The organism is Bartonella sp. AA9NXGY (assembly GCF_042196845.1).
Taxonomy (GTDB): domain Bacteria; phylum Pseudomonadota; class Alphaproteobacteria; order Rhizobiales; family Rhizobiaceae; genus Bartonella.
Window position 1 is genome coordinate 91512 of the sequence record NZ_JBHIRB010000007.1, and the last position, 25164, is coordinate 116675.

Annotated in this window: 20 protein-coding genes, 1 tRNA gene and 2 pseudogenes; 16 read left to right on the top strand and 7 right to left on the bottom strand. The window is 36.5% G+C overall.

Translation table 11 applies throughout. The features are described 5' to 3' along the window. The first annotated feature begins 43 nt into the window (after positions 1-43). Positions 44-523: a Holliday junction resolvase RuvX gene (ruvX, locus tag ACFIM6_RS05125; RefSeq protein ID WP_375611932.1), complete on the top strand. Its 480-nt coding sequence runs from the start codon at positions 44-46 to the stop codon at positions 521-523. Here the strand turns inward: ruvX and ACFIM6_RS05130 are convergent. Beyond that, positions 508-2127 carry an acyl-CoA dehydrogenase family protein gene (locus ACFIM6_RS05130; protein ID WP_375611933.1) on the bottom strand — a complete coding sequence of 540 codons (1620 nt, stop codon included), beginning with the start codon at positions 2125-2127 and terminating at the stop codon, positions 508-510. The genes ruvX and ACFIM6_RS05130 overlap by 16 nt on opposite strands. A gap of 125 nt (positions 2128-2252) precedes the next feature. Between ACFIM6_RS05130 and ACFIM6_RS05135 the strand changes: the two genes are divergently transcribed. The 4 genes from ACFIM6_RS05135 to dprA are packed head-to-tail and all read left to right on the top strand — an operon-like array spanning position 2253 to position 6349. Next, the gene (locus tag ACFIM6_RS05135; RefSeq protein WP_375611935.1) at positions 2253-3218 is read left to right on the top strand and encodes an aspartate carbamoyltransferase catalytic subunit; all 966 of its coding nucleotides are present in this window, start codon (positions 2253-2255) and stop codon (positions 3216-3218) included. Then, positions 3215-4516, top strand: a complete 1302-nt coding sequence (locus ACFIM6_RS05140) for a dihydroorotase (protein ID WP_375611936.1) — start codon at positions 3215-3217, stop codon at positions 4514-4516. Before ACFIM6_RS05135 ends, ACFIM6_RS05140 begins: the two co-directional genes overlap by 4 nt. An 11-nt stretch (positions 4517-4527) precedes the next feature. Further along, positions 4528-5160, top strand: a complete 633-nt coding sequence (gene plsY / locus ACFIM6_RS05145; RefSeq protein ID WP_375611937.1) for a glycerol-3-phosphate 1-O-acyltransferase PlsY — start codon at positions 4528-4530, stop codon at positions 5158-5160. After that, positions 5117-6349 (top strand): DNA-processing protein DprA, encoded by a 1233-nt coding sequence (gene dprA / locus ACFIM6_RS05150; protein ID WP_375611938.1) that lies wholly within the window; start codon positions 5117-5119, stop codon positions 6347-6349. The genes plsY and dprA overlap by 44 nt, the downstream gene beginning before the upstream one ends. Here dprA and ACFIM6_RS05155 read toward each other — a convergent pair. Then, a complete protein-coding gene (locus ACFIM6_RS05155; protein WP_005773510.1) occupies positions 6279-6485 on the bottom strand; it encodes a hypothetical protein in 207 nt (68 codons plus the stop codon). The two genes, dprA and ACFIM6_RS05155, sit on opposite strands and share 71 nt — an antisense overlap. A 263-nt stretch (positions 6486-6748) precedes the next feature. On the opposite strand from ACFIM6_RS05155, the gene topA reads away from it, so the two are divergent. The 7 genes from topA to ACFIM6_RS05190 all read left to right on the top strand — a co-directional run bounded on the left by topA (position 6749) and on the right by ACFIM6_RS05190 (position 15386). Then, on the top strand, positions 6749-9322 hold the full coding sequence (gene topA / locus ACFIM6_RS05160) for a type I DNA topoisomerase (protein WP_375611939.1): 2574 nt from the start codon (positions 6749-6751) through the stop codon (positions 9320-9322). A gap of 3 nt (positions 9323-9325) precedes the next feature. Beyond that, positions 9326-11602 (top strand): ribonuclease R, encoded by a 2277-nt coding sequence (gene rnr / locus ACFIM6_RS05165; RefSeq protein ID WP_375611940.1) that lies wholly within the window; start codon positions 9326-9328, stop codon positions 11600-11602. Positions 11603-11878: 276 nt separating this feature from the next. Next, positions 11879-13051: an MFS transporter gene (locus ACFIM6_RS05170; RefSeq protein WP_375611941.1), complete on the top strand. Its 1173-nt coding sequence runs from the start codon at positions 11879-11881 to the stop codon at positions 13049-13051. A 102-nt stretch (positions 13052-13153) separates the two neighbouring features. Next, positions 13154-13321: a 50S ribosomal protein L33 gene (gene rpmG / locus ACFIM6_RS05175; RefSeq protein ID WP_004864083.1), complete on the top strand. Its 168-nt coding sequence runs from the start codon at positions 13154-13156 to the stop codon at positions 13319-13321. A 331-nt stretch (positions 13322-13652) separates the two neighbouring features. Next, a complete protein-coding gene (locus ACFIM6_RS05180; protein ID WP_375611942.1) occupies positions 13653-14216 on the top strand; it encodes a thermonuclease family protein in 564 nt (187 codons plus the stop codon). A gap of 27 nt (positions 14217-14243) precedes the next feature. Beyond that, positions 14244-14873 (top strand): uracil-DNA glycosylase family protein, encoded by a 630-nt coding sequence (locus tag ACFIM6_RS05185; protein ID WP_375611943.1) that lies wholly within the window; start codon positions 14244-14246, stop codon positions 14871-14873. Positions 14874-14894: 21 nt separating this feature from the next. After that, complete coding sequence (locus tag ACFIM6_RS05190) at positions 14895-15386, top strand: Lrp/AsnC family transcriptional regulator (RefSeq protein WP_375608344.1); 492 nt, start codon at positions 14895-14897, stop codon at positions 15384-15386. A 35-nt stretch (positions 15387-15421) separates the two neighbouring features. Here ACFIM6_RS05190 and cobT read toward each other — a convergent pair whose 3' ends face one another. The 3 genes from cobT to glpD all read right to left on the bottom strand — a co-directional run bounded on the left by cobT (position 15422) and on the right by glpD (position 20022). Then, positions 15422-16420, bottom strand: a complete 999-nt coding sequence (gene cobT / locus ACFIM6_RS05195; RefSeq protein ID WP_375611944.1) for a nicotinate-nucleotide--dimethylbenzimidazole phosphoribosyltransferase — start codon at positions 16418-16420, stop codon at positions 15422-15424. 392 nt (positions 16421-16812) lie between these two features. Continuing rightward, positions 16813-17793: a tRNA dihydrouridine(20/20a) synthase DusA gene (dusA, locus tag ACFIM6_RS05200; protein ID WP_375611945.1), complete on the bottom strand. Its 981-nt coding sequence runs from the start codon at positions 17791-17793 to the stop codon at positions 16813-16815. 699 nt (positions 17794-18492) lie between these two features. Next, positions 18493-20022, bottom strand: a complete 1530-nt coding sequence (gene glpD / locus ACFIM6_RS05205) for a glycerol-3-phosphate dehydrogenase (RefSeq protein WP_375611946.1) — start codon at positions 20020-20022, stop codon at positions 18493-18495. A 345-nt stretch (positions 20023-20367) separates the two neighbouring features. On the opposite strand from glpD, the gene ACFIM6_RS05210 reads away from it, so the two are divergent. From ACFIM6_RS05210 to ACFIM6_RS05225, 4 genes are all read left to right on the top strand, one after another. Next, a complete protein-coding gene (locus ACFIM6_RS05210) occupies positions 20368-21240 on the top strand; it encodes a DsbA family protein (protein WP_375611947.1) in 873 nt (290 codons plus the stop codon). 260 nt (positions 21241-21500) lie between these two features. Continuing rightward, positions 21501-21998 (top strand): acetyl-CoA carboxylase biotin carboxyl carrier protein, encoded by a 498-nt coding sequence (accB, locus tag ACFIM6_RS05215; RefSeq protein ID WP_375611948.1) that lies wholly within the window; start codon positions 21501-21503, stop codon positions 21996-21998. Between the two features lie 14 nt (positions 21999-22012). Next, on the top strand, positions 22013-23371 hold the full coding sequence (gene accC / locus ACFIM6_RS05220; protein WP_375611949.1) for an acetyl-CoA carboxylase biotin carboxylase subunit: 1359 nt from the start codon (positions 22013-22015) through the stop codon (positions 23369-23371). Between the two features lie 195 nt (positions 23372-23566). After that, positions 23567-23642 (top strand) — tRNA-Thr (locus ACFIM6_RS05225). A 100-nt stretch (positions 23643-23742) separates the two neighbouring features. Here ACFIM6_RS05225 and ACFIM6_RS05230 read toward each other — a convergent pair. Together ACFIM6_RS05230 and ACFIM6_RS05235 are read right to left on the bottom strand one after the other, a co-directional pair. Then, positions 23743-24110 (bottom strand): annotated as a pseudogene (locus ACFIM6_RS05230) (XRE family transcriptional regulator). A 123-nt stretch (positions 24111-24233) separates the two neighbouring features. Next, positions 24234-24962, bottom strand: a pseudogene (locus ACFIM6_RS05235) (DNA adenine methylase). Between the last annotated feature and the right edge of the window lie 202 nt (positions 24963-25164).

The window sequence follows — 25164 nt, forward strand, 5'->3', positions numbered from 1 at the left end:
TATAACTATAGATCTGAAACATTAAAAAACGTATTATACCTTTATGACTGTTATTAATATAGATGAAGTTATAAAACATCTTTTGCCTAGACAAACAATAGCAGGCTTAGATTTAGGGACAAAAACGATCGGAATTGCGATTTCTGATATGGGGCTGACTGTCTCAAATCCGCGTCCTGTACTACAGCGAAAAAAATTTACAGAAGATGCTTACACACTTATTAAAATTTTTGACCGTGAAAATGTAGGCGTTATTATCATTGGCTTACCTCTTAACATGAATGGAAGCAGTGGCTCTCGTGTTCAAGCAACCAGAGCTTTTGTGAGTAATATGAAAGCTTATACAAAAATTCCATTTGTTTTTTGGGACGAACGTTTATCAACAATTGCTGCGGAACGGTCTCTTTTAGAAATGAATGTATCGCGCGCTAAAAGAGCAAGCCGTATTGATTCGGCCGCCGCCGCTTTTATATTGCAAGGTGCTCTCAATAGAATTCAAAACTTTCATCATATGGAAGGATAGAGAACATTGAGCAAATGCCCTGCATTATATCGTGCAATGAGCATCCCGTAAGAAGATCTCCATTGTCCCCCAAGGCGGCTTTCCATATAGGCATTCGCAACATGTTCTATGTCTGTAGAACGTAATGCTGCTGCTGCTGCTGCATAAGCTACTTGTTCAACAAAAAATCTTCCTGCACCTTCATTTGCTGATGCCATATCATCTGCTGACTTAATAATTTCAATTGCTCGGGGTCCTGCTGGTCCAATATCAAGAGCAATTTTTTCCAACAATTTCTGAAACAATCCCGGTGCTTTTTCAGCAATAAGAATGGCATCCTTTACCAATTGATTAGCAGAACTATTTCTCACAATTCGCGCAGGCCCATTATGCAACATTTGTGATAATGGATTATTCTCTATAAAACTTTCAATACCAAGTTGTGCGATAATTTCACCAATAATAGGCACAACCAATTGACTTACATGATAAGCAATAATAGGTGTCATAATGCGGGCAAAAGCTGCTTCAGAACGGTCATTTGCTGCATTGTCAAATGCTCTCGCTAAACGCAAAACCAATGCTTGTGAGGCAGCTATATCTAATGCAATATCTGCAAAAATACGTTCTGTCAGTGGAGGTAAAGGCTGATTGGGGATTTTTTTCCGGAAAAAATCCATACCAAATTGAAGAGCCGCTCGTAAAACACCTGCCGATATGACAGATTGATCGAAACGCATCATCGTCTCGATATCTTTAATAACTTTAAGCCCTTCTCCAGCATTTCCCAAAAGCCAGCCATAACTGCCTTGGAAGTCGACAACCCCCTCTGGTGTTAAAAGTTCTCCAGAACGCTGAATTAAATGACGAATCGATATAGATCCATTTAATGCGCCATTTTCTTGTATGCGTGGAATAAAAAAACAACTTAAATGACCATCTAAATCTGCACTAACAAGATATCCGTCAGCGGTAGGATTAATAACGTTGGTTTTTACAACATTTAAACGATATAGATCACGTTCCATACTTTCATCGAAAGAAATTTTCTTAACACTTGGAAAATTGAAAGCGTATTTTTCAATATCGTCAAATGCACAAGTTAGAGAAGCAGCCTTTTTATGATGAATAGGTTTTGATGAGGAATCATATTGGCGTGATAAAAGTACATTTTGCCATTTTTTGAAGAGCTCAATATCACTAATTAAAACGGCAATAGCTGCACTCGTTATGATAACTTCATTCAAATGTCCTGTTTCTAAACCAGCAGATAAAGCTAAACGAATCGCACGCGCTTGATAGCGTACTCCATTTTCTGAGCTCGTATTTTCCCAAAGCGAGGTAACCAAACCTGCTTGTCTAGAATATTGTTGAAGAGCTTGATAGGAAGAATGGATCTCTAATCTTTCTGTTGGTTGCCCCCATTCATCATTATAGCGTAGTAAAGGCTTATAATGATTCGCTAAGCAAGAAAGTTTCCATGCTTCTCGACTCGCGGCAAAATCCCCTATTTCTTCAAAACTTGCTAACAAAAACTTAGGCAAAGTAGAAGCAATACGAAACATAAGCGTATCGCTAAGAAATGTATTTTTTCGACGAGTATTTTGCGCAGATACAGCACTCATAGGTATATTCCTACATTCAAATCATTCATATCATAGACTATTTGTCTTTTTAGAGTTAAGAAACATTTATCATATTCAAACAAATGCTTGTTTAACCTGTTTAGAGAGAGATAAAGAAGAATGCTATGATGCAAGATAATTTTTTCCCACTTTTCCCTCATCAACATCTTTTAGCTATTAAAGATCTGAGTGTACAAGATCTTAATACATTGCTTGATCGTGCAGAAGCAAATATTATCCTTTCTAACAAAATTGATAAAATAAAATCTACTTTGCATGGACGGACTCAAATTAATCTCTTTTTTGAAGCCTCTACGCGAACACAATCTTCTTTTGAATTAGCGGGTAAAAGGCTAGGTGCACACGTGATGAGTCTTGCGATCGGCAACTCATCTGTAAAAAAGGGAGAAACATTACTTGATACTGCTACAACTCTCAATGCGATGAAGCCAGATATACTGGTTTTTCGCCATAACAGTGCAGGAGCGGCAGCTTTATTAGCGCAAAAAGTTGATTGTTGTGTTATTAATGCAGGTGATGGTGCTCATGAACATCCAACCCAAGCTTTATTAGATGCTCTAACCATTAAAAGGGCAAAAGGTCGTATTGAAGGATTAACTGTTGCGATTTGCGGAGATATCTTACACTCACGTGTTGCCCGTTCCAATATCCTGTGTCTCAATGCTTTGGGTGCTCGTGTTCGTGCTGTTGCTCCCTCAACACTCTTACCCGCAGAAATCGCTCATATGAGTGTTGAGGTTTTTAACACGATGAAAGAAGGTCTTAAAAATGCTGACGTTATCATGATGTTGCGCTTACAGCATGAACGGATGACAGGCTCTTTTATTCCCTCTACGCGTGAATATTTCCATTATTTTGGCTTACATAAAGAAAATTTAGCCTATGCCAAAAATGATTCTATTATTCTGCATCCTGGCCCATTAAACCGTGGTGTAGAGATTGCATCCGACATAGCAGATGGACCACAAAGTATGATTCATACACAAATAGAAATGGGAATTGCAGTGCGTATGGCTGTCATGGAGGCTTTATTAGATTCACGCGCAAAGATCAGTGGAGAAAAAAAATGATAAAACCAATTGTTTTTCAAAATGCTCGTATTATTGATCCTTCGCGCGCAATCGATGAAATTGGTACAGTTATTGTTGAAAATGGACGAATTATAGCCGCTGGAAAAGAAGCTCTGAATCAGGGATTCCCTGAAGAAGCAGAAGTTATTAACGCACAAAACAAAGCAATTCTCCCTGGACTTGTTGATGCGCGCGTTTTTGTTGAAGAATTAGGGAATGAACATTGTGAAACAATTACATCAGCAAGTTACGCGGCCGCAGCAGGTGGTATTACTTCCTTTCTTATGATGCCAAACACGCATCCAGTTATTGATAATGTAGCACTCGTTAAATTTATTACGCATACAGCACAGGAAATGTCATTGGTCAATATTTATCCCGTTGCTTCAATCACACAAGGTTTCAACGGACAAGAAATAACCGAATTTGGTTTGCTCAAAGATGCTGGAGCCGTTGCCTTTAGTGAAGGAAAAAAAACACTTCAAAATTCATCTGTTATGCGGCGTGCAATGACTTATGCACGCGATTTTGATGTTCCATTGATGCATGAAACGCAAGATAAAGATCTTACAGGGCAAGGTGTGATGAATGAAGGACTGCTTGCCAGTTGGCTTGGTCTTTCTGGCATCCCTCGCGAAGCAGAAGTTATCCCACTTGAAAGAGATCTACGTTTAGCAGCATTAACGCAAACACGCTATCATGCCGCTCAAATATCGACAGCACTCTCTGCTGATGCACTTCGTTTAGGTAAAAAACGCAGTGAGAAAATTTCAGCGGGTGTATCTATTAATCATTTATCTTTCAATGAAAATGACATTGGACAATATCGCACTTCTTTTCGCTTAATGCCCCCATTGCGTACAGAAGAAGACCGTGTAGCAATGATTGAAGCAATAAAGGATGGGATTATAGATGTTATTGTCTCTTCTCATGATCCTCAGAGTATCGACACAAAACATTTACCATTTAATGACGCGGCAATTGGCGCTATTGGTATGGAGACCTTATTGAGCGCAGCCTTACGTCTTTATCATAATGAGAGCCTATCTCTTCTACGGATAACGGAACTTTTGTCAACGGCGCCTGCAAAGCTCTTTGGACTCAATGCAGGAACACTCAAAAAAGGGGCTCATGCAGACCTTATTGTGGTTGATCTTGAAGAACCATGGGTTGTTTCGAAAGAGAAGCTCTATTCACGTTCAAAAAATACCCCTTTTGAGAATGCACGTTTTCAAGGACGCGTGATCCAGACTTTTGTGAAAGGGAAAAACGTTTTTAAACTTGATCAACAAACTTAATGAGATTCTTAATGAATGAAGCAGAAATATTTTTTCAGTCCACTCCATGGTTTATTTTCCTCGTATCTTATCTCATTGGCTCGATTCCATTTGGGCTTCTTTTTACGAAATTGTTCAAAATTGGTGATATAAGAACAATCGGTTCCGGCAATATTGGAGCAACAAATGTTTTACGAACAGGAAATAAAAAGCTTGCTGCTCTAACACTTCTTTGTGATATGTTGAAAGGAACTATCGTTGTTTTCGTTATAAAGTTTTTTAGTGATCCGCTAGACAATAGTATCCTTGTTTCTCTAGCAGGCTTTTTTGTTTTCTTAGGACATCTTTTCCCCGTATGGCTTAAATTTAAAGGTGGCAAAGGTGTTGCTACCTATCTAGGAGTCTGCTTAGGAATCTATTGGCCTGCAGCAATTATTTTTATTATTGTATGGAGTGCGATTTTTCTCCTCATGCGTTATTCTTCATTATCTGCGCTTATTGCTGTTACGATCACACCGATATTTGTTTTTTATTTTTCCGCTTCTTATTTCTATTGTATGCTGATTGTGATGAGCGTATTTGTGTTTATAAAACATTCTGCAAATATCGGTAGATTATTAATTGGGGAAGAAAGTAAGATTGGTACGCAACACGGAGATAAATAAAGGAATCCTGCTTACTGATCATCAACGTCTAAGCTGGTTACGGTTATTGCGCAGTGAAAATATTGGAGCTGTTAGTTTTCGCAATCTCATTGATCATTATAAAACAGCAGAAAATGCTCTGGCAGCACTGCCAGAGCTTAGTAGAAAAGGGGGTGGTTCTGTATCTATTAAAATAGCAAGCTTAGAAGATGCAGAAAAAGAAATGCAAGAAGCTGAAAGATTAGATATTCGGTTCATCGGTATGGGCGAACCAGACTATCCAGCTTTTCTTAAGGTTACAGAAGCCCCTCCGCCGCTTATTGCTATCAAAGGTAATATTTCAATTTTTCAAAAAACTTCTATTGGAATTATAGGTTCTCGAAATGCTTCAGCTGCTGGGAAAAAGCTTACGGCTCAATTTGCGCGTTTTCTCGGAGAAGCAGACTTTGTAACAATTTCTGGGCTCGCTCGTGGAATTGATAGCGTTGCGCATCAAGCAAGTTTAAAAACAGGAACTGTTGCAGTCATGGCTGGAGGAATTGATCATATCTATCCTCCTGAAAATAAAAAGTTGCACGAAGATATTATCGCCAACGGTGGAGCCATCATCAGCGAAATGCCCATTTCTTGGAAGCCGCGTGCTATCGATTTTCCAAGAAGAAACCGTATTATTGCAGCTCTATCACTTGGTCTCTTGGTTGTAGAGGCAGCCCTGCGCTCAGGGTCCTTAATTACCGCACGTCAAGCAGCTGAAATGGGACGGTTAATTTTTGCCATTCCCGGTTCTCCACTTGATCCAAGATCTGTTGGTACAAACAATCTTATCAAAGACGGTGCTCTACTCACCACACATCCTTCTGACATTATAGAAACACTTACGCCATTAATTTCACCGCTTCCAAATTCGCAACTCAATTTTTTTGAGGAACCATCCTCTTTACAACTTGAAAAGGAGAATTTTAATTTAGCAGATGAAAAAAACAGTGATCCCTCTTTAGCAGATGATGATGCAGCACGTGCAGCAGTTCTCTCCGCTCTTTCAACAACGCCAATCGATTTAGACACACTCAGTATCCACTCAGGTGTTTCACTCCCAGCTCTCTACCTCTTGTTGGTAGAACTCGACCTTGCTGGAAAGCTTATTCGACACTCTGGTGGTTGTGTGTCATTGTCGAATCTTGATCTTCCCCAAGAGCCTCAGCACTATTAATAATGCTTTGCCCTTCTTTGGCAACCATATCCAAAAGCAATGCTAAAAGCGGACTGTGCGCCTGACGCGCCATCTGATTCATTTGCTTTGACATGTCTGTAATATATTGGATAACTTTTAAATGATTTATAAACATAATCCTCTATCCTTGAGCATTTTCCCTCCTACCTCTCAATAGACGTTATCTTAGTATTTCGCCGTATGTTTTTGTAATAACAGTGGAAAATAAATCGTGTAATTCTATATAGGGTGTACTCTAATAATGACAATCATAAGTTGTACAATATTCATGTTTTTTATATGGCTAATATTTTTTATGTGCTCTTAAGCAATTGGCATTAGCTATTCGCGTAAAAGGCGTTTATAAAAAAATTTTTATTTCAATATTTGGGTAAAATTATGAATATCGTTATCGTTGAATCTCCAGCAAAAGCAAAAACAATTAATAAATATCTTGGATCTCAATACAAAGTTGTCGCATCATTTGGACATGTTCGTGATTTGCCTGCAAAAGATGGTTCTGTTTTACCGGATCAAGATTTTTCTATGAAATGGGATATAGATTCTGCTGCCGCTAAACGTTTAAATGAAATAGCAAAAGCCGTTAAAGAAGCCGATAGCCTTATATTAGCAACAGACCCTGATCGTGAAGGGGAAGCTATTTCATGGCATATTCTGGATGTTCTCCGTCAAAAAAAAGTTTTAAAAGATAAACCTATTAAAAGAGTTGTCTTCAATGCCATCACCAAAAAGTCTGTGCTTGATGCTATGAATAATCCACGTGATATTGATACATCCCTTGTCGATGCTTATCTTGCACGTCGTGCTCTCGATTATCTCGTTGGTTTTACACTTTCACCTGTTTTATGGCGTAAACTCCCTGGTGCGCGTTCAGCAGGACGCGTTCAATCGGTTGCTTTGCGTATTATTTGTGATCGTGAATCAGAAATAGAACATTTTATCAAAGAAGATTATTGGTCCATTACAACACAGTTAAAAACCATCCGAAATGATAGTTTCCAAGCAAGATTGACAATGTTTAATCAAAGAAAAATAGGCAAGCTTGATATTCAATCTCAAGAACAAGCAGACCAAATTCGCTTTATGCTGGAGAAAGCTCAATATCATACACTCAGTGTTGAAGCAAAACCTACAAAGAGAAATCCTTTTCCTCCATTTACGACCTCTACACTACAACAAGCAGCTTCTTCAAAACTAGGTTTTTCAGCTTCTCGCACTATGCAAATTGCCCAAAAGCTTTATGAAGGCATTGAAATTAATGGTGAAACGGCAGGGCTTATTACTTATATGCGTACCGATGGTGTGCAGATAGCACCAGAGGCTATTGATTCAGCACGAAAAGTTATTCATGAAACTTTCGGAAAAGACTATATTCCTGAAAAGCCACGTTTTTATTCAACAAAGGCAAAAAATGCACAGGAAGCACATGAAGCGATCCGCCCAACAGATTTTCAACGCAATCCTAGTCAAGTCCGTAATTTTCTCGATAGCGATCAAGCAAAGCTCTATGATCTGATATGGAAGCGTGCCATTGCCAGCCAAATGCGCTCTGCTGACATTGAACGTACAACCGTTGAAATTGAAGCACAGCAAGGAGAAGAGCGTGCAAATCTACGGGCAACAGGATCTGTTGTTCGTTTTGATGGCTTTATTTCCGTCTACACGGATCAACGAGACGAAGAAAATAATGAAGAAAATGAAACAACACGTTTACCACAAATAAACACTGGTGAAGCACTTACAAAAGAAAAAGTTGAATCTGTACAACATACCACAGAGCCCCCTTCTCGTTATTCTGAAGCTTCATTAATTAAAAAGCTTGAGGAGTTAGGAATTGGTCGTCCTTCAACTTATGCATCCACATTAGCGACATTGTGTGACCGTGGATATATTGTCATTGATAAACGAAAGCTTATTCCCGATGCCAAGGGACGTATTGTTACAGCCTTTCTTGAAAATTTTTTTAATCGCTATGTAGAATATGGTTTCACAGCAGATCTTGAAGAAAAGCTGGATCTTATCTCTGATGGCAAACTTTCTTGGAAAGACGTATTGCGAGATTTTTGGGATGGATTTAATGCATCTATTAGCAATATCCAAGAACTCCGTATAACCAATGTTCTTGATGCTTTAAATGTAACATTAGCACCTCTCGCTTTTCCTGAACGCGAAGATGGAAGTGATGTGCGTTCCTGTCCTCTTTGTAAAAATGGTCAATTATCATTAAAACTTGGGCGTTATGGTGCTTTTGTTGGCTGTTCCAATTATCCCGAATGTAAATACACACACCAACTTGGTACAGATACTGGAGAAGAGAATGAAGCTGTACGCAATGATGAACCTGTTATACTTGGTATTGACCCTGAAACAGGAAAAGAGATCTCTCTTCGTAATGGCCGGTTTGGTCCCTATATTCAACTTGGTGAAAGCAAAGAAGTTAAGCGTGCAGGATTACCAAAAGAATGGCAGGCAGAAAATGTAACCCTTGATAAAGCCTTGGCTTTACTATCCCTTCCCCGTGAAATTGGCATTCATCCTGAAACCGGAAAAACAATCACGGCTACGATTGGACGATATGGTCCCTATCTTAGCCATAATGGAAAATCTGCGCGCCTTCTTCATGCAGATGAAGTTTTTGATATTGGTATCAATCGCGCTGTTACAGTATTAGCAGAACAACAAGAAAACAAAACCAGGCAAAGCAGAACAACACCTGAAGCATTGGCAACATTAGGAGAGCATCCCGAAGGAGGAACCATTACCGTGCGCAACGGGCGTTATGGTCCTTATGTCAATTGGGGTAAAATTAATGCAACATTGCCAAAAGATAAAGATCCCATTAGTGTAACACTTCCAGAGGCACTAGAACTTATATCGGCTAAAGCATCGAGTAAAAAAACAACTTCAAAAAGAGCTTCTTCTAAAACAAAAGCAAAAATAAAAGAGACATAAATTTTGGCTAAAGGTGAAAAAAACATAAAATATCTCTCTTCATTCAAGGGGAAAACTTTTCCCAATAAGGAAGCAATCCTTTCCTTTATAATTGAGAATCCTAACCACTCAAGTAAACGAGAAATCGCTAAAGCTTTTAACTTAAAAGGCGATTCTCGTATCTGGCTTAGAGATATGTTACGTGAGTTAAAGGATCAAAATCTCATATCTAAACACCACAAAAGAGCAATAAACAAAGGAAAATTACCCCCTGTTTCTTTAGTAAAAATTAGCGGACGTGATAAAGATGGAAGTTTTATTGCACAACCTCTTGAATGGGAAGATTCTCCAAAGCCCAATATTGAAATACACTCTTTTCATCACATAACAGGAAGTAATATTGGTGTTGGAGATCATATTCTTGTAAAAGTTTTTCGAAATAAAAATTCTGAAAGCTCAAGCCATCCTTATACGGGACGAATTATTCGTAAAATTGATGTATCTCCCAAAAGCGCATTTGCTATTGTACGAAAATTGGAAAATAATCAATGGCGCCTTGATCCTATAGACCGCAAAACCAATGAACTCATTGTTGAAATGTCTCCAGAAATGAAGATTCAAATTGGTGATCTCGTTGAAGTCGAAATAAAAAAAAATACTGGTTACGGATTAAAGAGCGCAAAAATAAAGAATGTTTTAGGGCACATTAAGAGTGAGAAAACACTCTCAATGATAGCGCTTCTTTCGAAAGGAATTCCTTATATTTTTCCTGAAAGTGTTCTTGAGCAAGCCAAACATATCAAAGCTGCCAATATGGATAATCGTGAAGATTGGCGACAATTACCCTTTATTACAATTGATCCACCAGATGCAAAAGACCATGATGATGCAGTTTATGCAACCAAGGATAAGGATCCAGCAAATAATGATGGTTGGATTATTATTGTAGCCATTGCAGATGTTTCTTATTATATCAAAACAGGAAGTGCTTTAGATAAAGAAGCATTGAAACGTGGAAATTCTGTTTATTTTCCCGATACCGTTGTGCCAATGTTACCTGAACGCCTTTCTCATGATTTATGTTCTCTGCGTGAAGGAAAAGAAAGACCAGCTTTAGCCGTTCGTATGATTTTTGATGCAAACGGTAATAAACGAAAACATAGTTTTCATCGTACTATGATTCGTGTAAGAGCCAAACTTTCTTATCAAGAAGTACAATTGGCAATTGAAGGTAATATAAATGAAAAAATAACCCCTCTTTTTGAGAGCATTTTGCACCCCTTATGGGAAGCCTATGCATGCCTTAAAGCTGCGCGAAATCGTCGCCAACCACTAGAATTAGAAATTGCAGAAAAAAAGATTATTCTTGATCAAAATGGATGCATAAAAGATGTTGTGAGTGAACCACAACTAGAAGCGCATCGTTTAATTGAAGAGTTTATGATACAAGCTAATATTGCAGCTTCTGAAACATTAAAACAACATCACCAGCCGCTCATTTATCGTATTCATGAAAAACCTTCTCTTGCTAAGCAAGAAATACTTCGGAGCTTTCTTCAAAGTTTGGGGATACCACTCTCCCGCGGAAGCGAACTTACCTCAGCGCGCCTTAATAGAATTTTAGAAAAGGTCGCTCATACTCAACAACAAGAACTAGTCAATCAAGTTATTTTGCGTTCACAATCACAAGCAGAGTACAACCCTAAAAATAGTGGCCATTTTGGTTTAAATTTGCAGAACTATACACATTTTACATCACCAATCCGTCGTTATGCTGATCTCATTATTCATCGAGCACTCATTAAAGCTCTCAAATTAGGAAATGATCAATTAACAGATACACAAGAACAAAATCTTGCAGAAATTGCTACGCAAGTTTCTTTATACGAACGCCGTGCAATGATGGCTGAAAGAGAAACGATTGATCGGCTTGTTGCTCACTATTTAATGAATAAAATCGGTCGTATTTTTACAGGTCGCATTTCCGGAGTTACAAAAGCAGGTCTTTTTATCTCACTTGATAAACTCAATACAGATGGTTTTGTCCATATTTCTACACTTAAAAATGATTATTATCATTTTGATGAAGCACAACATGTTCTTGTAGGACAGCGTAGCCATAAAGGCTATCAGCTCAGTGATGTTGTAGAAGTAAAACTTATAACGGTACAACCTTTTGCTGGCGCTTTATGCTTTGAACTGTTAACAAAACCTCGTCCAATAAAATTTTCACCGACATCCTACCATAAAAACAAATTAAAAAAACAAAAGTATACTTTTTATGGGAAAAGAAAAAATTAATCTTCTTGCCCTCCATTAAATATAATATGAATAATAAATTCAATTTAAGAAATGGCTTATATTATATAATATTTATATTATTTTATATGTACAATCTTCTTTCTTTAGTATACAAGAGGGTAAATTTTATTGTTAAGTCTATAATAACCATATAAAAATCTTGCAGTTTTTTATACTTAGGAAATGAGAGAAACTGCAAAGGATAGTTTTGGCTCCCTTTCATTTCAGCTCATCTTTTCATTGTTTAAATAAACAAGAGTACCTTAAGCCATTCTCATGAAAAAAAAACCTTTTGACTCTCAAAATAATTCTTTGCGTGCAATTATTGCCGCTATTGCAACCATTGGCACTGTTGGAACAGCATTGGCAATGGGAACACAACTTGTCTCTCTTCTTATGGCAGAGAAAGGACTTTCCAACAGTACAATCGGCTATAGTGGAACAGTTGGTGGAATCGCCACAATTATTGCAGCTATTTTTACGTCTCGAATTGCCTTATGCTTAGGAATCGCTCAAACAATATTGCTTATGATGGCGATAGAATCTTTAAGTTTTTTAGGATTCTATTTTTTTGATCCCATATGGATTTGGTTTATTTTAAAGTTTATATTACATTTCAGCATGACAGTTATGTTTATCCTGTCAGAGTTTTGGATCAACAGTTATGCTCCCCCAAAAAAACGCGGTTTGATCCTTTCTATTTATGCTATTGTCTTAGGATTAGGGTTTATAATAGGTCTAACGCTGCTAGCAAAAGTGGGAACACAAGGATTTATTCCTTTTGCTGTTGGATATAGCCTTATTATACTTGCTACTATACCAATTCTTACCGCTTGGAAATTAAGTCCAGAATTTCAAAAAAATCAATATATGCCATTTTTTCGTTATCTTTTTCACGTTCCAAGTGCAATGATGGCGGTCCTTGTTTACGGGGCCATTCAAATGGGCGTATTAACTCTTATAATACCCTTTAGTTTATCCATTGGTTATAATGAGAATGAAGCAGCACATTTTATGGCAACCCTTGCACTTGGGAATATTTTCCTCTTAATTCCTATCAGCATTATAAGCGACTACGCCAAAGATCGACGCTACCCGCTGATGAGTTGCGCTATTCTAGGTTTTATAGGAACTTTTATAGTACCATGGATTCTTCAATATCCATGGATTCTGATGCTTGATTTGTTTTTTCTGGGTGGTGTATCAGCGAGCCTTTATACAATTAGTCTTGCACATTTAGGAGCCCGTCTCAAGGGGCAAGAACTTGCTGCTGCTAATTCTGCTTTTATTTTTTGTTATGGAATTGGTATGCTCATCGGACCGACCTTTATCGGAAAATCCATGGATATCTTTAAATCCTTTGGTTTTTCAATAGCCATGGCTGTTTTTTTCGGTTTATATGTCATTTTGGTGTTTGTCCAACTTATGAGAAAATTAATCAGCTCTTGACTTTTTTGAGAACATCCGTAGTGTTGCCGGAAAATCTGATGATGTCGGAAATAAGTTTTGACAGCAATAATATTTTTTCAGTATAAATAGGGTATTTACATTATGGCTAAAGCAGCAACCATTAAGATCAAGCTTTTATCAACTGCAGATACTGGTTTTTTCTATGTAACAAAGAAAAACAGCCGTACAATGACAGATAAAATGAGCAAGCGTAAATATGATCCAGTTGTAAAAAAGCACGTTGAATTTAAGGAAACAAAAATTAAATAAATAAAATTATTATTAAATTGATAGATTTTATACTCCAAAAGAAATGTGGGAGTATTGCTCTTCAAAGTTATTTTTTGAGGGATGTTTTTTTATTTCCTTAAGTTTAAAAAGTTTACTTTAAACTTTGTATGTTTTGTACGGATTTGGATAAGTTGATTTATTATTTAAGTTGCTTACATATATTCTGTATGAGTATTTGATTATTGTGATATCTAATGAAAATTTTGTCATTAAAACGAAACACTGTTTCGTCATATGAATAAAGTTTCTCGGGTCAATTATAAACAATACTAAAATAGAGTTATAATAATGTTAGCAGTTTCTTTATTTCATGAAAAAATCTTTTTCTCATTTTAATCTAAGAAGCTTTAATCTAAAAGTTATCGGTTTCAGTATTTTTGTCGCTGCTAGCATTCTTATCATTATGTCAACTTATTTTAAGAAAACTCAGCTGTTGCCTCAAAAAGAAAAATTTTCTTCTCAAAACACTGTTGAAGGAAATGCATTAATCATTGATGGCGATACCATTATGATTTCTTCAATTAAGATTCGACTAGCTGGAATTGATGCTCCTGAACTCCACCAATTTTGTGGAAAAAAAGAAGCACGCTACCCTTGTGGGCTTGAGGCAAAGAAATATTTAGAAAAACTATTAAAAAATCAAACTGTTACATGTCACTGGCAAAAAACAGATAAATATCGCCGTATTCTTGCAACATGTAAAACAAAACAAGTTAGCAATATCAACGCAACACTTGTACATAATGGTTGGGCTGTAAATTATTATGAATACCCCAAAGAAGAGCAAGAAGCTAGAAAGAAAAAGAAAGGAATATGGGCATCAAGTTTTCAACGACCAAAAGAATGGCGCAAAGCAAATCCTCGCACAGAATAAAAAAATATTTTTTAATTTTATTTACTAATGAAACAATGTAGCCCAATTATCAAACTTGAAAAAGAGATCTATTCCTGTCGTGTTTGCGTCCAACAACCCCATTATTTTCCTCCTCTTCCTCATGAACCAAACCCTGTCGTTTATTTATCCGATACTGCTTCGATTGCAATTGCAGGCCAAGCACCAGGGTTGCGTGTCCATGAAACTTCTATCCCTTTTAATGATCGCTCTGGCGAAAAATTGCGTAATTGGCTAGGTGTCACGAAAGAAGAATTTTATAATAAATCTCTCTTTGCTATTGTTCCTATGGGATTTTGTTTTCCAGGTTATGATAAAAATAAAGCTGATTTACCACCAAGACGTGAATGTCGAGAAATATGGCATGAAAAGATATTTCAGGCAATGCCTCAAATAAAGCTTGTTCTTGCCATTGGTCGTTATGCGCAAAAGTGGCACATTACAGAATTAAAACATAAAACCGTTTCTGCAACTGTTGGTGATTGGAGAAATATTCTTTCCATTCCTCAACCTCGAGGCTATAATGTTATGCCTTTGCCTCATCCGTCATGGCGAAATACTTCTTGGTTACAGAAAAAACCATGGTTTAACGATGAGCTTATTGTATATCTGCGTTGTTTAGTGCGTAAATTTTTATAAATTAAAATATTGAGAAAAAATATGGATCGTCTTGACCGAAAAATTTTACATCTTTTGCAAGAAAATGCGACACTTTCTGTTGCTGATATTGCTAAAAAAGTGGGACTTTCGACCACTCCTTGCTGGCGTAGAATTCAAAAACTTGAAGAAGATGGCGTCATTCAGCGTCGTGTTGCTGTTCTTTCTCCAGAAAAAGTAAACGCACACGTCACTGTTTTTGTGTCTATTCGCACAAATACACATAGTCATGAATGGTTTAAGCGTTTTTCAAAAATTGTGCAAGAATTCCGTGAAGTCATTGAATTTTATCGAATGAGTGGAGATATTGACTATTTATTGCGTGTTGTTGTGCCCAACATTGAAGCTTATGATCTTTTTTATAAAAAATTAATTTCTAAAATTGACATCCGTGATGTCTCTTCTTCTTTCGCAATGGAACAGATTAAATATACAACAGAACTTCCACTTAATTATATTAAATTACACGACAAGACGCATGAACAAAGCTCTTAAGATTTTTTATATCCGTCTTATGATCTTTTAGGCATTCAAACTTTCTTGTTAAAAAACACCATTTGTGCATGTGTTAAAACAGCAGCTTTGACAATACCAGCTGCCATAGCTGCTCCTGTCCCTTCACCAAGACGCATCCCCAAATCTAGAAGTGGTTCTTTGCCAATTTTTTTTAAAAGTTTACGATGAGCTGTCTCAGAAGAAACATGTCCAACAAGGGTATGATCAAGAGCTTTTGGATGTATTTTATAAAGGATCGCTGCTGCTGCTGTTGCCACAAAACCATCTAAAATAACGGGTATCTTTTCCATTCTTGCCGCTAAAATAGCACCAACCATAGCAGCAATTTCACGTCCTCCTAAGCGACGCATTATCTCAAAAGGATCATTTAAATGCTCCTTATGCAAGGAAACTGCTGCCTTAACCGCTGCTATTTTACGCTGATAAAAATCACCCTCCGATTCCATATCATATCCTGTCCACTCTTCAACGTCTCCACCAAACAATGCTAAACATAAAGCTGAAGCTATTGTTGTGTTTCCAATTCCCATTTCACCAATACATAAAAGATCTGTTCCACCCGCAATGGATTCCATTCCAAATGCCATTGTAGCAGCTGCACTTCTCTCGTCCATTGCAGCATCCTTGGTAATATTCATTGTTGGATATTCCAATGCTAAATCAAAAATTTTTAATCCCAGATCATAAGCGATACAAATTTGGTTGATAGCAGCACCGCCAGATGCAAAATTTTGTACCATTTTTTGTGTCATAGATTGTGGAAATGGTGTAATATTCTCCTCTACAATACCATGGTTTCCAGAAAAAATAGCAACCAAAGGTCGCGTTACTATAGGTTTTTCTGTACCTCTCCACCCCGCATACCAAACAGCAAGATCTCCTAGTTTTCCCAATGTTCCTTGCTCTTTTGTTAAGTTTTTTTGCCGTTTTTTTGCCAAAATTATAGAAAACTCATCAGCAACAGGTAAATTTGTAAGTAAAGCACGAAAATCATCAAATGGACTAGCGATCATAAGGATACCTTTTAAAATCTACAATGTTTATGAAAATCACGTCATATATACAGGATATGAATAATTTATTGTTTTTTTAACAGTGCTTTAAAAATGTTAAATACTATGAAAGCAATAATTTCTACATTCTATTTTCTACCCCAATAACAAACGTGCAAGATTCAAAATGTTATTAATATCTTATGACTACCTTTACAGTGATACCCTTAAGTTATTTTTTATTTAATAGGTATAATCAGCATGCCGTTTAATATATAAATTCTAACATTCTTATTCATAATAAAAGTTATAAACTTTCAAAAACTTATAAAATTAAAAGGATCAAAATTATCGCAAAGAAATCAAAACGCAAAGGATCTCAACTTTAATATATGTTAATTGTCTGACTGTTATTAAATGAGAGCATAAAAAGCTTCTTTTAAAGTACATATATCTGCGTTTGGTTTTGTCGCATCATTTGATAGTATTTGCCGCCATCGACGTGCCCCACCCCGCCCATGAAATAAACCAATCATGTGACGTGTCACATGAGAAAGCCGCCCCCCCGATGCAATATGTCGAGCTGCATAATCACACATAAGCTCAATAAGATCACTCTCACTTAGACTATTCTGCGACTCACCATAGAGTTCAAAATCAATATGTTTTAACAAAGTTGGATCATGATAAACTTGGCGACCAACCATGACAGCATCACAGAAAGTTAAGTGTTCTTTGATCTCATCAATCGATTTAATTCCACCATTTATCCCAATGAATTTATGAGGATATTGACGTTTTAATTTGTAAACCCTTTCATAATTAAGGGGCGGAATATTGCGATTTTCTTTCGGACTCAATCCTTGTAGCCATGCCTTGCGTGCATGTATCCAGAGCGCATCACATCCAGCATTCCAAACTTGATTAGCCAAAAGATCTAATGCTAATTCTTCATCTTGTTCGTCCACTCCAATCCGACATTTGACAGTTACAGGTATAGTAACCTCTCGTTTCATTGCTTCTACGGCATTTGCCACAATGTCTGGATGTAGCATCAAACAAGCTCCAAAGACACCTGCTTGAACACGATTTGATGGACAACCAACATTGAGATTTATTTCGTTGTAGCCAAAATCCTCAGCAATTCGTGCAGCTTCTGCTAACTTTTTCGGATCTGCCCCCCCTAATTGTAATGCAACTGGACGTTCTTTGTCGCTAAAAGCCAACAATTGTTCGCGAACACCATGAATGACAGCATCTGCTACCATCATTTCCGTATAAAGGAGAGCTTTTTTCGTTAAAAGACGATAAAAAAATCTGCAATGTCGGTCTGTCCAGTCCAACATTGGTGCTACTGCAAATTTTATAGGCGATGGAAGATTGTAAAATATCATGAGGGTATTACTCTCATGTCCCTATAGCTCTCTCTTTATACATAAAAAAAAATACTTACTTTTAGTTTACGGAAAATTTTATTCTCTTATACTATCATGAGTATAATAACAGCTCATTATTTTCAATTGATATCAAGGTTTACTACAATCAATCATGCCACAACACAATATCGCATTTCTCATAGATTAGTGTTCAGGTATATAAACATGAAAAAAGAAGATTTTTACTATAATATAAAAAACTCATTTATAAGTTCTTCTTACGCTCTTCAAGCCTCTTCCCTTACATGATTTAGTACAGCATTTAAGATAATAAATGCTAAACTAACACATTATAGAATTTTTCATGATCGATTTAATTTTCTTTAGATTTTTTTAACTCATTGTGCAAATAAACGATACAGAAAGTAGCTTTATCTTCTCCTAAAGAAGGAAAAACCCTTATTTCACAGGAATCTAATTATAAATTATTTTTTATCAATGAGTTCTTTTTGGTAATATTCTTAGATTTCACTTTATAAGATAGACAAATTTCATCTTAAATATTCTATCTAATTTTGCCATTTCGTGATTCTTGCAAAAAAAAACTAAAATCAGGGTATAGACAACCATTGCCTTTTTAATATCTATAATAATATCAGTATCTCTCGAAGGAAAATATTTTACAATATTGCAGATACAATCTGTAAAATGAAATGATCATAAACGTTGTTCAATCTCTTGTTGGCTTTGCATATAGGAAGAAAGAGTATCAACCTCTTGTTCATTAAATAGGAGCCCCAGTTTTGAACGACGCCATAACACATCTTCACATACTTTAGCCCATTCTTTTTCCATCAACCATTTTACTTCTACTTCATAAAGCCCATGTCCAAAATTTTTTCCTTTATTTGCCTTACCATGTGCAAAGATCACCAATGCTTCCGTACCGTAGGAGCGTGCAAGCCTGCGATGTGTAAAAGCATCTAAATCTGGCATTAAAAGAGCAATCCTATTTTCGATTGTATCTAATTTGTTATAGGGAAAATCACCCCCTGGAAGTACTGCCTTAGCCGTCCATGATGCTCCCTTTTTACCAAGCTCTTTTTCAACAAATTTCATCGCATCTTCAGCCAACTTACGATAAGTTGTAATCTTTCCACCATAAAGATTAAGTATCTTTGGTGTCGTTCCTGTTCCCATTTCTTTTAAAACATAATCGCGCGTAATTTCTTGTTCTTTTGAAGCTCCATCATCATAGAGTGGACGAACTCCCGAGTAAGACCAGACAATCGTTTCAGGCAACACTGGTTGTATGAAATATTCACTGGCTGCTGCACAAATATAATCAATTTCTGTATCAGTAATATGAACGTCAGCCGGATCTCCTTGATAATTACAATCTGTTGTTCCAAGTAAGGTAAAATCTTCTTGATACGGAATAGCAAATATAATACGCCCATCACCATTTTGAAAAATATAAGCACGATCATGAGTATAAAGCTTGGGAACCAAAATATGAGAACCTCTAACAAGCCGTACTGGTGAATGTTCTTTACAATCTAATATGCTTGCTAAAACATGATCAATCCAAGGACCTGTCATATTCGCGACATAAGAAGCTGTGACACTATATTCTTTGCTACTTAACTTGTCTTGAAGAAAGATACGCCATTTATTGTCTTCTTTTTTTAAAGAGAGAACTTCTGTTCGTACTTTTATATCAGCTCCCCACTTTTCTGCATCACGAGCATTGCCAATAACTAAACGCGCATCATCTACTCTTGCATCAGAATATTCAAAACCTCTCTGATATTCTTTCTTCAGTGTAGAGCAAAATTTTTTTGAAAAATTAATCGTTTTACTGCGCCACAATTTCTGATTCCAATTCCCTAAATAATCATAAATAAAAAGTCCAAAACGCAACATCCAAGCAGGGCGCAATTCTTTATGATAAGGAAGGAGAAAACGCAAAGGACGCACAATATGTGGAGCCATACGTAAAATGATCTCGCGTTCTTTCAATGCTTCACGAACAAGTTTGAACTCATAGTGTTCAAGATAACGAAGCCCACCATGAATAAGCTTTGTTGACGCACTTGAGGTCCCAGATGCAAGATCGTTCATTTCAGCCAATCCCACTTTAAATCCGCGTCCTGCTGCATCTCTTGCCAATCCACAGCCGTTTATCCCTCCTCCAATGATAAACAGCTCATAATGTGTTGTGGTTTTCATAATTTCACTTTTCATTATTTTATTTTGTTTCTCAGTACTCAATAAATCAACAGGAAAAAATAATACAAGTGTTCTTCATTGTATTATCAACGTACTTTTTCCTAAAATAAACATGCACAAAAAGCTTTTGATACCCTTATACATCAAAACAACATTTGACAAATTAAAGAGATTTTTTTTATCTTTTACAAAACATAATCCTTACCAAGACAAGGTTTATCATATGAAATCTTTTTAGAGAAAAATTGATGTTTTTTCTCATTCTTAAAGATACACTATAACTAAATGCTTCATTGCACATAGATAGCGCTTTTCATATAGTTCACTCAATGACACCCTAAAAAATGTGAAGGTATACAAATGAATTATCACTCTCAAAACTCGAAAATAATACTTTTTTCAAAAATTTTAGTCATAGTTATGTCGAGTATTTTAATCTTTTTACCTTCTTTATCAAACGCAACATCACACTCAAAAACAGCAAATGATTTAAGCTTAGAAAAGCTTAAATCACAACTTTTGGAAGATTCTAGCTTTTTATCTAAGCTTAAAGAAAAAATGATACCACATACTGATTCTCATCATATTCAACAAATCGTCAGAGAGTATCTTCTTACTCATCCAGAAATTATGATTGAAATGCAGCTTATTCTTCAAGATAAGCTGGAAAAACAGAATGAATACGAAAACCAAAAACAAACTTCTGTCATTCATTCATTAGAAAAGGAAATTTTTCACTCTCCTCATGACGCTGTTTTGGGGAATCCAAATGGTAAAAAAATACTTGTTGATTTTTTTGATTACAATTGCAGATTTTGTAAAAGTGCCTATTCAGATATAGAAAGCTTGATAAAAGAATATCCAGATCTACGGGTTATTATCAAGGATTTACCGATTTTGGGATCTGATTCTATGGCGGCTCATACCGTTGCCTATGCATTTCGAAAACAATTTCCAGAAAAATATCCTCAGTTTCATAAAAAGCTTTTAATGCATCAAGGGCGTGCAAATGAAGCTAAAGCTATAAAAATAGCTGTTTCATTAGGAGCAGATGAAAAAAAACTACATAATGCAATAAAAGATCCCACTCTGCAAAACGCTTTTAAAGAAAACATTCAAATTGCCTCTGCACTTCATATTACGGGAACACCTTCTTACATCATTGGTAATAAAATATTCATCGGCGCAGCCAGACAAGATATTCTAAAACAAGCGATAGATAATACACAGTGAATACCTGATCCGTTTTAGGAAGAATACTGTAAATGAGGTAATTTTATGCTTTCTCTTTTTTGATAACAGGCTTATAAGTGCAATTTTACGTAAAGCAGATACAAGTTTTAAATTGCAAAGTATAATGATTTAAAGGAAATAAAAATCTTTAAAGCCTCAAAAGATGTCATCCCTAATCTAGAGATATTCGGTCATAAAATGAGATTCGGTCATAAAATGAGATAATGACGATCTTCATTGATCAAGGAGTTAGAAATAAAATGGCAACAAAAAAAATGGATTCGGCAAAAACCGCAATTGATACGAAAATTATTCGTGATCTTGCTGAAATTTTGAATGATACAAATTTAACGAACATTGAAGTTGAACAAGGGGAGCTTCGTATTTGTGTCTCACGCCAAAATACCTTAACTTCTTCTGAGCAAGCAATCTATGCCCCTGTTTCTACTCCTACTTTTTCTGTAACATCTTCTCCAGTTCCAACAGCTGAATCTCCTATACAATTTATCCAAGAAGATAAATCAAAAAACACAATAACCTCTCCAATGGTTGGAACAGCTTATCTTGCACCCTCACCAGGCGCACAACCTTTTGTAGAAGTAGGACAAAATGTTTCTGAAGGGGAGACATTACTTATTATTGAAGCCATGAAAACAATGAATCAAATTTCATCACCGCGCTCCGGTACGGTAACCACTGTTCTTGTCAAAGATGGTCAACCTGTTGAATTTGGTGAACCACTTATTATTGTTGAATAAAGCGAGGGGCAAACATGATTCGAAAAATCCTCATTGCTAATCGAGGAGAAATTGCTCTTCGCGTTTTACGTGCATGTAAAGAACTTGGCATAAAAACCGTGGCTGTTCACTCTACCGCTGATGCAGATGCAATGCATGTTCGTCTTGCTGACGAAAGTGTTTGTATTGGCCCTCCTCCCGCTCGTGATTCTTATTTGAGTATTCAGCAAATTATTGCTGCTTGTGAAATTACAGGAGCGGATGCTGTTCATCCAGGTTATGGCTTTCTTTCTGAAAATGCAAAATTTGCAGATGTTCTAGAAGCCCATGATATTACATTCATCGGTCCAACAGCTACTCATATCCGCATCATGGGCGATAAAATCGAAGCAAAGAAAACCGCCAAAAAACTTGGTATTCCTGTAGTTCCAGGTTCAGATGGAGCAGTCACTGAAGAATCAGATGCTTTACGCACTGCTCGTGAAATTGGTTATCCAGTTATTATAAAAGCTTCTGCCGGTGGTGGCGGACGTGGTATGAAAGTCGTTCATTCTGAACAAGAATTTTCTATAGCTCTCAAAACAACGCGTTCAGAAGCGAAAGCTGCTTTTGGTGATAATGCTGTTTACATAGAAAAATATTTAGAAAAACCCCGTCATATTGAAATTCAAGTCATAGGTGATGGTGCGGGAAATGCTATTCATTTAGGAGAACGCGATTGTTCACTTCAACGACGGCATCAAAAAGTATGGGAAGAAGCTACGTCACCTGCACTTAATGAAACTGAACGGAAAAAAATTGGAAATATTGTTGCAAATGCTTGTGCCCAACTTGGATATCGTGGAGCTGGTACTATTGAATTTCTTTATGAAAATGGCGAATTTTATTTTATTGAAATGAATACACGTTTACAAGTCGAGCATCCTGTAACTGAAGCAATTACAGGTATAGATTTAGTCCACGAACAAATCCATATTGCATCAGGCTGTAAACTTTCAGTGACACAAGATGAAGTCTGTTTTTCTGGTCATGCCATTGAATGCCGTATTAATGCAGAAGATCCTATTAACTTTACGCCATCACCTGGAACCATTACACATTTTCATACACCTGGAGGTTTAGGGATTCGTGTTGATTCAGGCGCTTATTCAGGTTATCGCATTCCTCCTTACTATGATAGCATGATTGGAAAGCTGATTGTTCATGGACGTACCCGTTTAGAATGTATGATGCGTTTACGGCGTGCTTTAGATGAATTTGTCGTCGATGGGATAAAAACTACACTGCCTCTTTTTCGCGATCTTATTAATAATCAAGATGTTGCTGATGGTAATTATAATATTCACTGGCTAGAAAATTACCTTGCTCATCAATCAAAGTCTTCAGATTCGTAATTCGATAGCAAAACGGTGCATTCTTATAAAAGATTCTATAAGATATCAACATAAGGATAGTTCCAACCTTGCTGTAAAAAGTGGAAAAAGGAAATAAATTGGTTATTTTTTATATAGTTTTCTTTTAATATACATAAAATTTAATAATTTTCTGTTTTCCTTTTTGTTAGTTTGTGCTAACTCCTACATGGTTACGCCCTTATAGCTCAGTTGGTAGAGCACCTGATTTGTAATCAGGGGGTCGGGAGTTCGAGTCTCTCTGGGGGCACCATGCTCTTTTTTATCCAAAATGATTTATTGATTTTCCATATATTTTTTACAGTGAGGGACGCGTAAATAAAAGTTAGGGAATAGGATTTTTTAACCTATCTCTATAGGACGCCTCTTTTTTTGCAAACTTTCTCAAGAAGGTCTTTTAATTCTGCTAAGGTTTGTTGTGAAAAATTCTCTAAATTTCTAACAAACTCACCAACAGCTTCACGCCTCAACGGATCAGAAGTCTTGATTGTAAAACTTTTGCGACAAGCATAAGCTGCTTTCCTTAAGAGAGAAGCCTTCTCTTTATCTAAACCATAAAGCTCTATGATCCTTTTCTCCAGTCCTACAGGAACAGATTTTTTGCCAATCTCGACAGAAGATAAAAATGCTACAGATATGTCTAATTTTTTAGCCATATCTAAAGGCGTTCTGAATGATCAATGCGAAGTTTGCGTAAGGTTTTACCAAATGGTGTAAGCATCAAAAAAAGTCCTATTAGAGAAGAAATATTTTCTTCTGATTCTAACAAATCTTTTTATGATTTTCTTCAATTATTGCGAATCAAGAGTTCTTTTCGGAGTGATTTTTTAGCAAAACCAGAGGTTCAAAGGGTCTCTAATTCTAAAAAGTCAAAATCCTTAAAGATCTCTCGAACCGCATCACAATCATTCAGACTCAAGACAAATTTGCCTTGAATACTTTTGAGAACTTTTGCCATACTTACAAAATCATCTTCAACAAAATTCCCAGAGCTATAGCACTTCTTCTTTACAAGATAAGGAGGGTCTAGGTAAAATAAACTGTCGGGTGCATCAAATAGCTCGATAGCCCGCTCCCACGACAAATTTAAAATCGTCGTATCAAGAAGCTTCTGTCTAACACGTTTCATCCTCGCTAAAAGCTTTTCGGGATTAAATGCTATAGGCTTTTTTCTTCCAAAGCTAAAAGAGACATACTCTTTTTTCCCATACATCACACAACGCTGGAGAAATAAAAACCGTGCGGCTCTTTCAACTTTGGAGAGCTCTTCTGGGTCAATCGCAGCAAGGTCAAAAAACAACTGTCTTGAACAAACAAACTACTCCAATCGTTTGGCTAAATCATCAAAATGGTTTTGAACGCATTGAAACAGATTCGTGATCTCTCCATTCAAATCATTAATCACGGAATATTTTGCTGGTCTTTTATTTAGGAAAATAACACCAGAGCCTAAAAATGGTTCAACATAGGTTTCATGGTCAATATTATTTAAAATCGGTATAATTTTCTTACGCAGATAGTGTTTACCACCCATCCACGCAAACAGCGTTTGTGTAAAACTTTCCTTTTTCATAAGCGAAGTTCATTCCCTCAAGCTTTTGCAAGCCTAATCATTTTTTCATATTTTAAGGATAAATTTAGTGAGACTAATTCTTTGAAAACCACTGCTTTAAATGTGCAATGACATTATCTAACGCATCCATGAGGCGTGCAAAATCGAGGATAAGCAAAAAAAGAAAAAATGCTATCCACTTCATCAAGCGAGACATCATTTT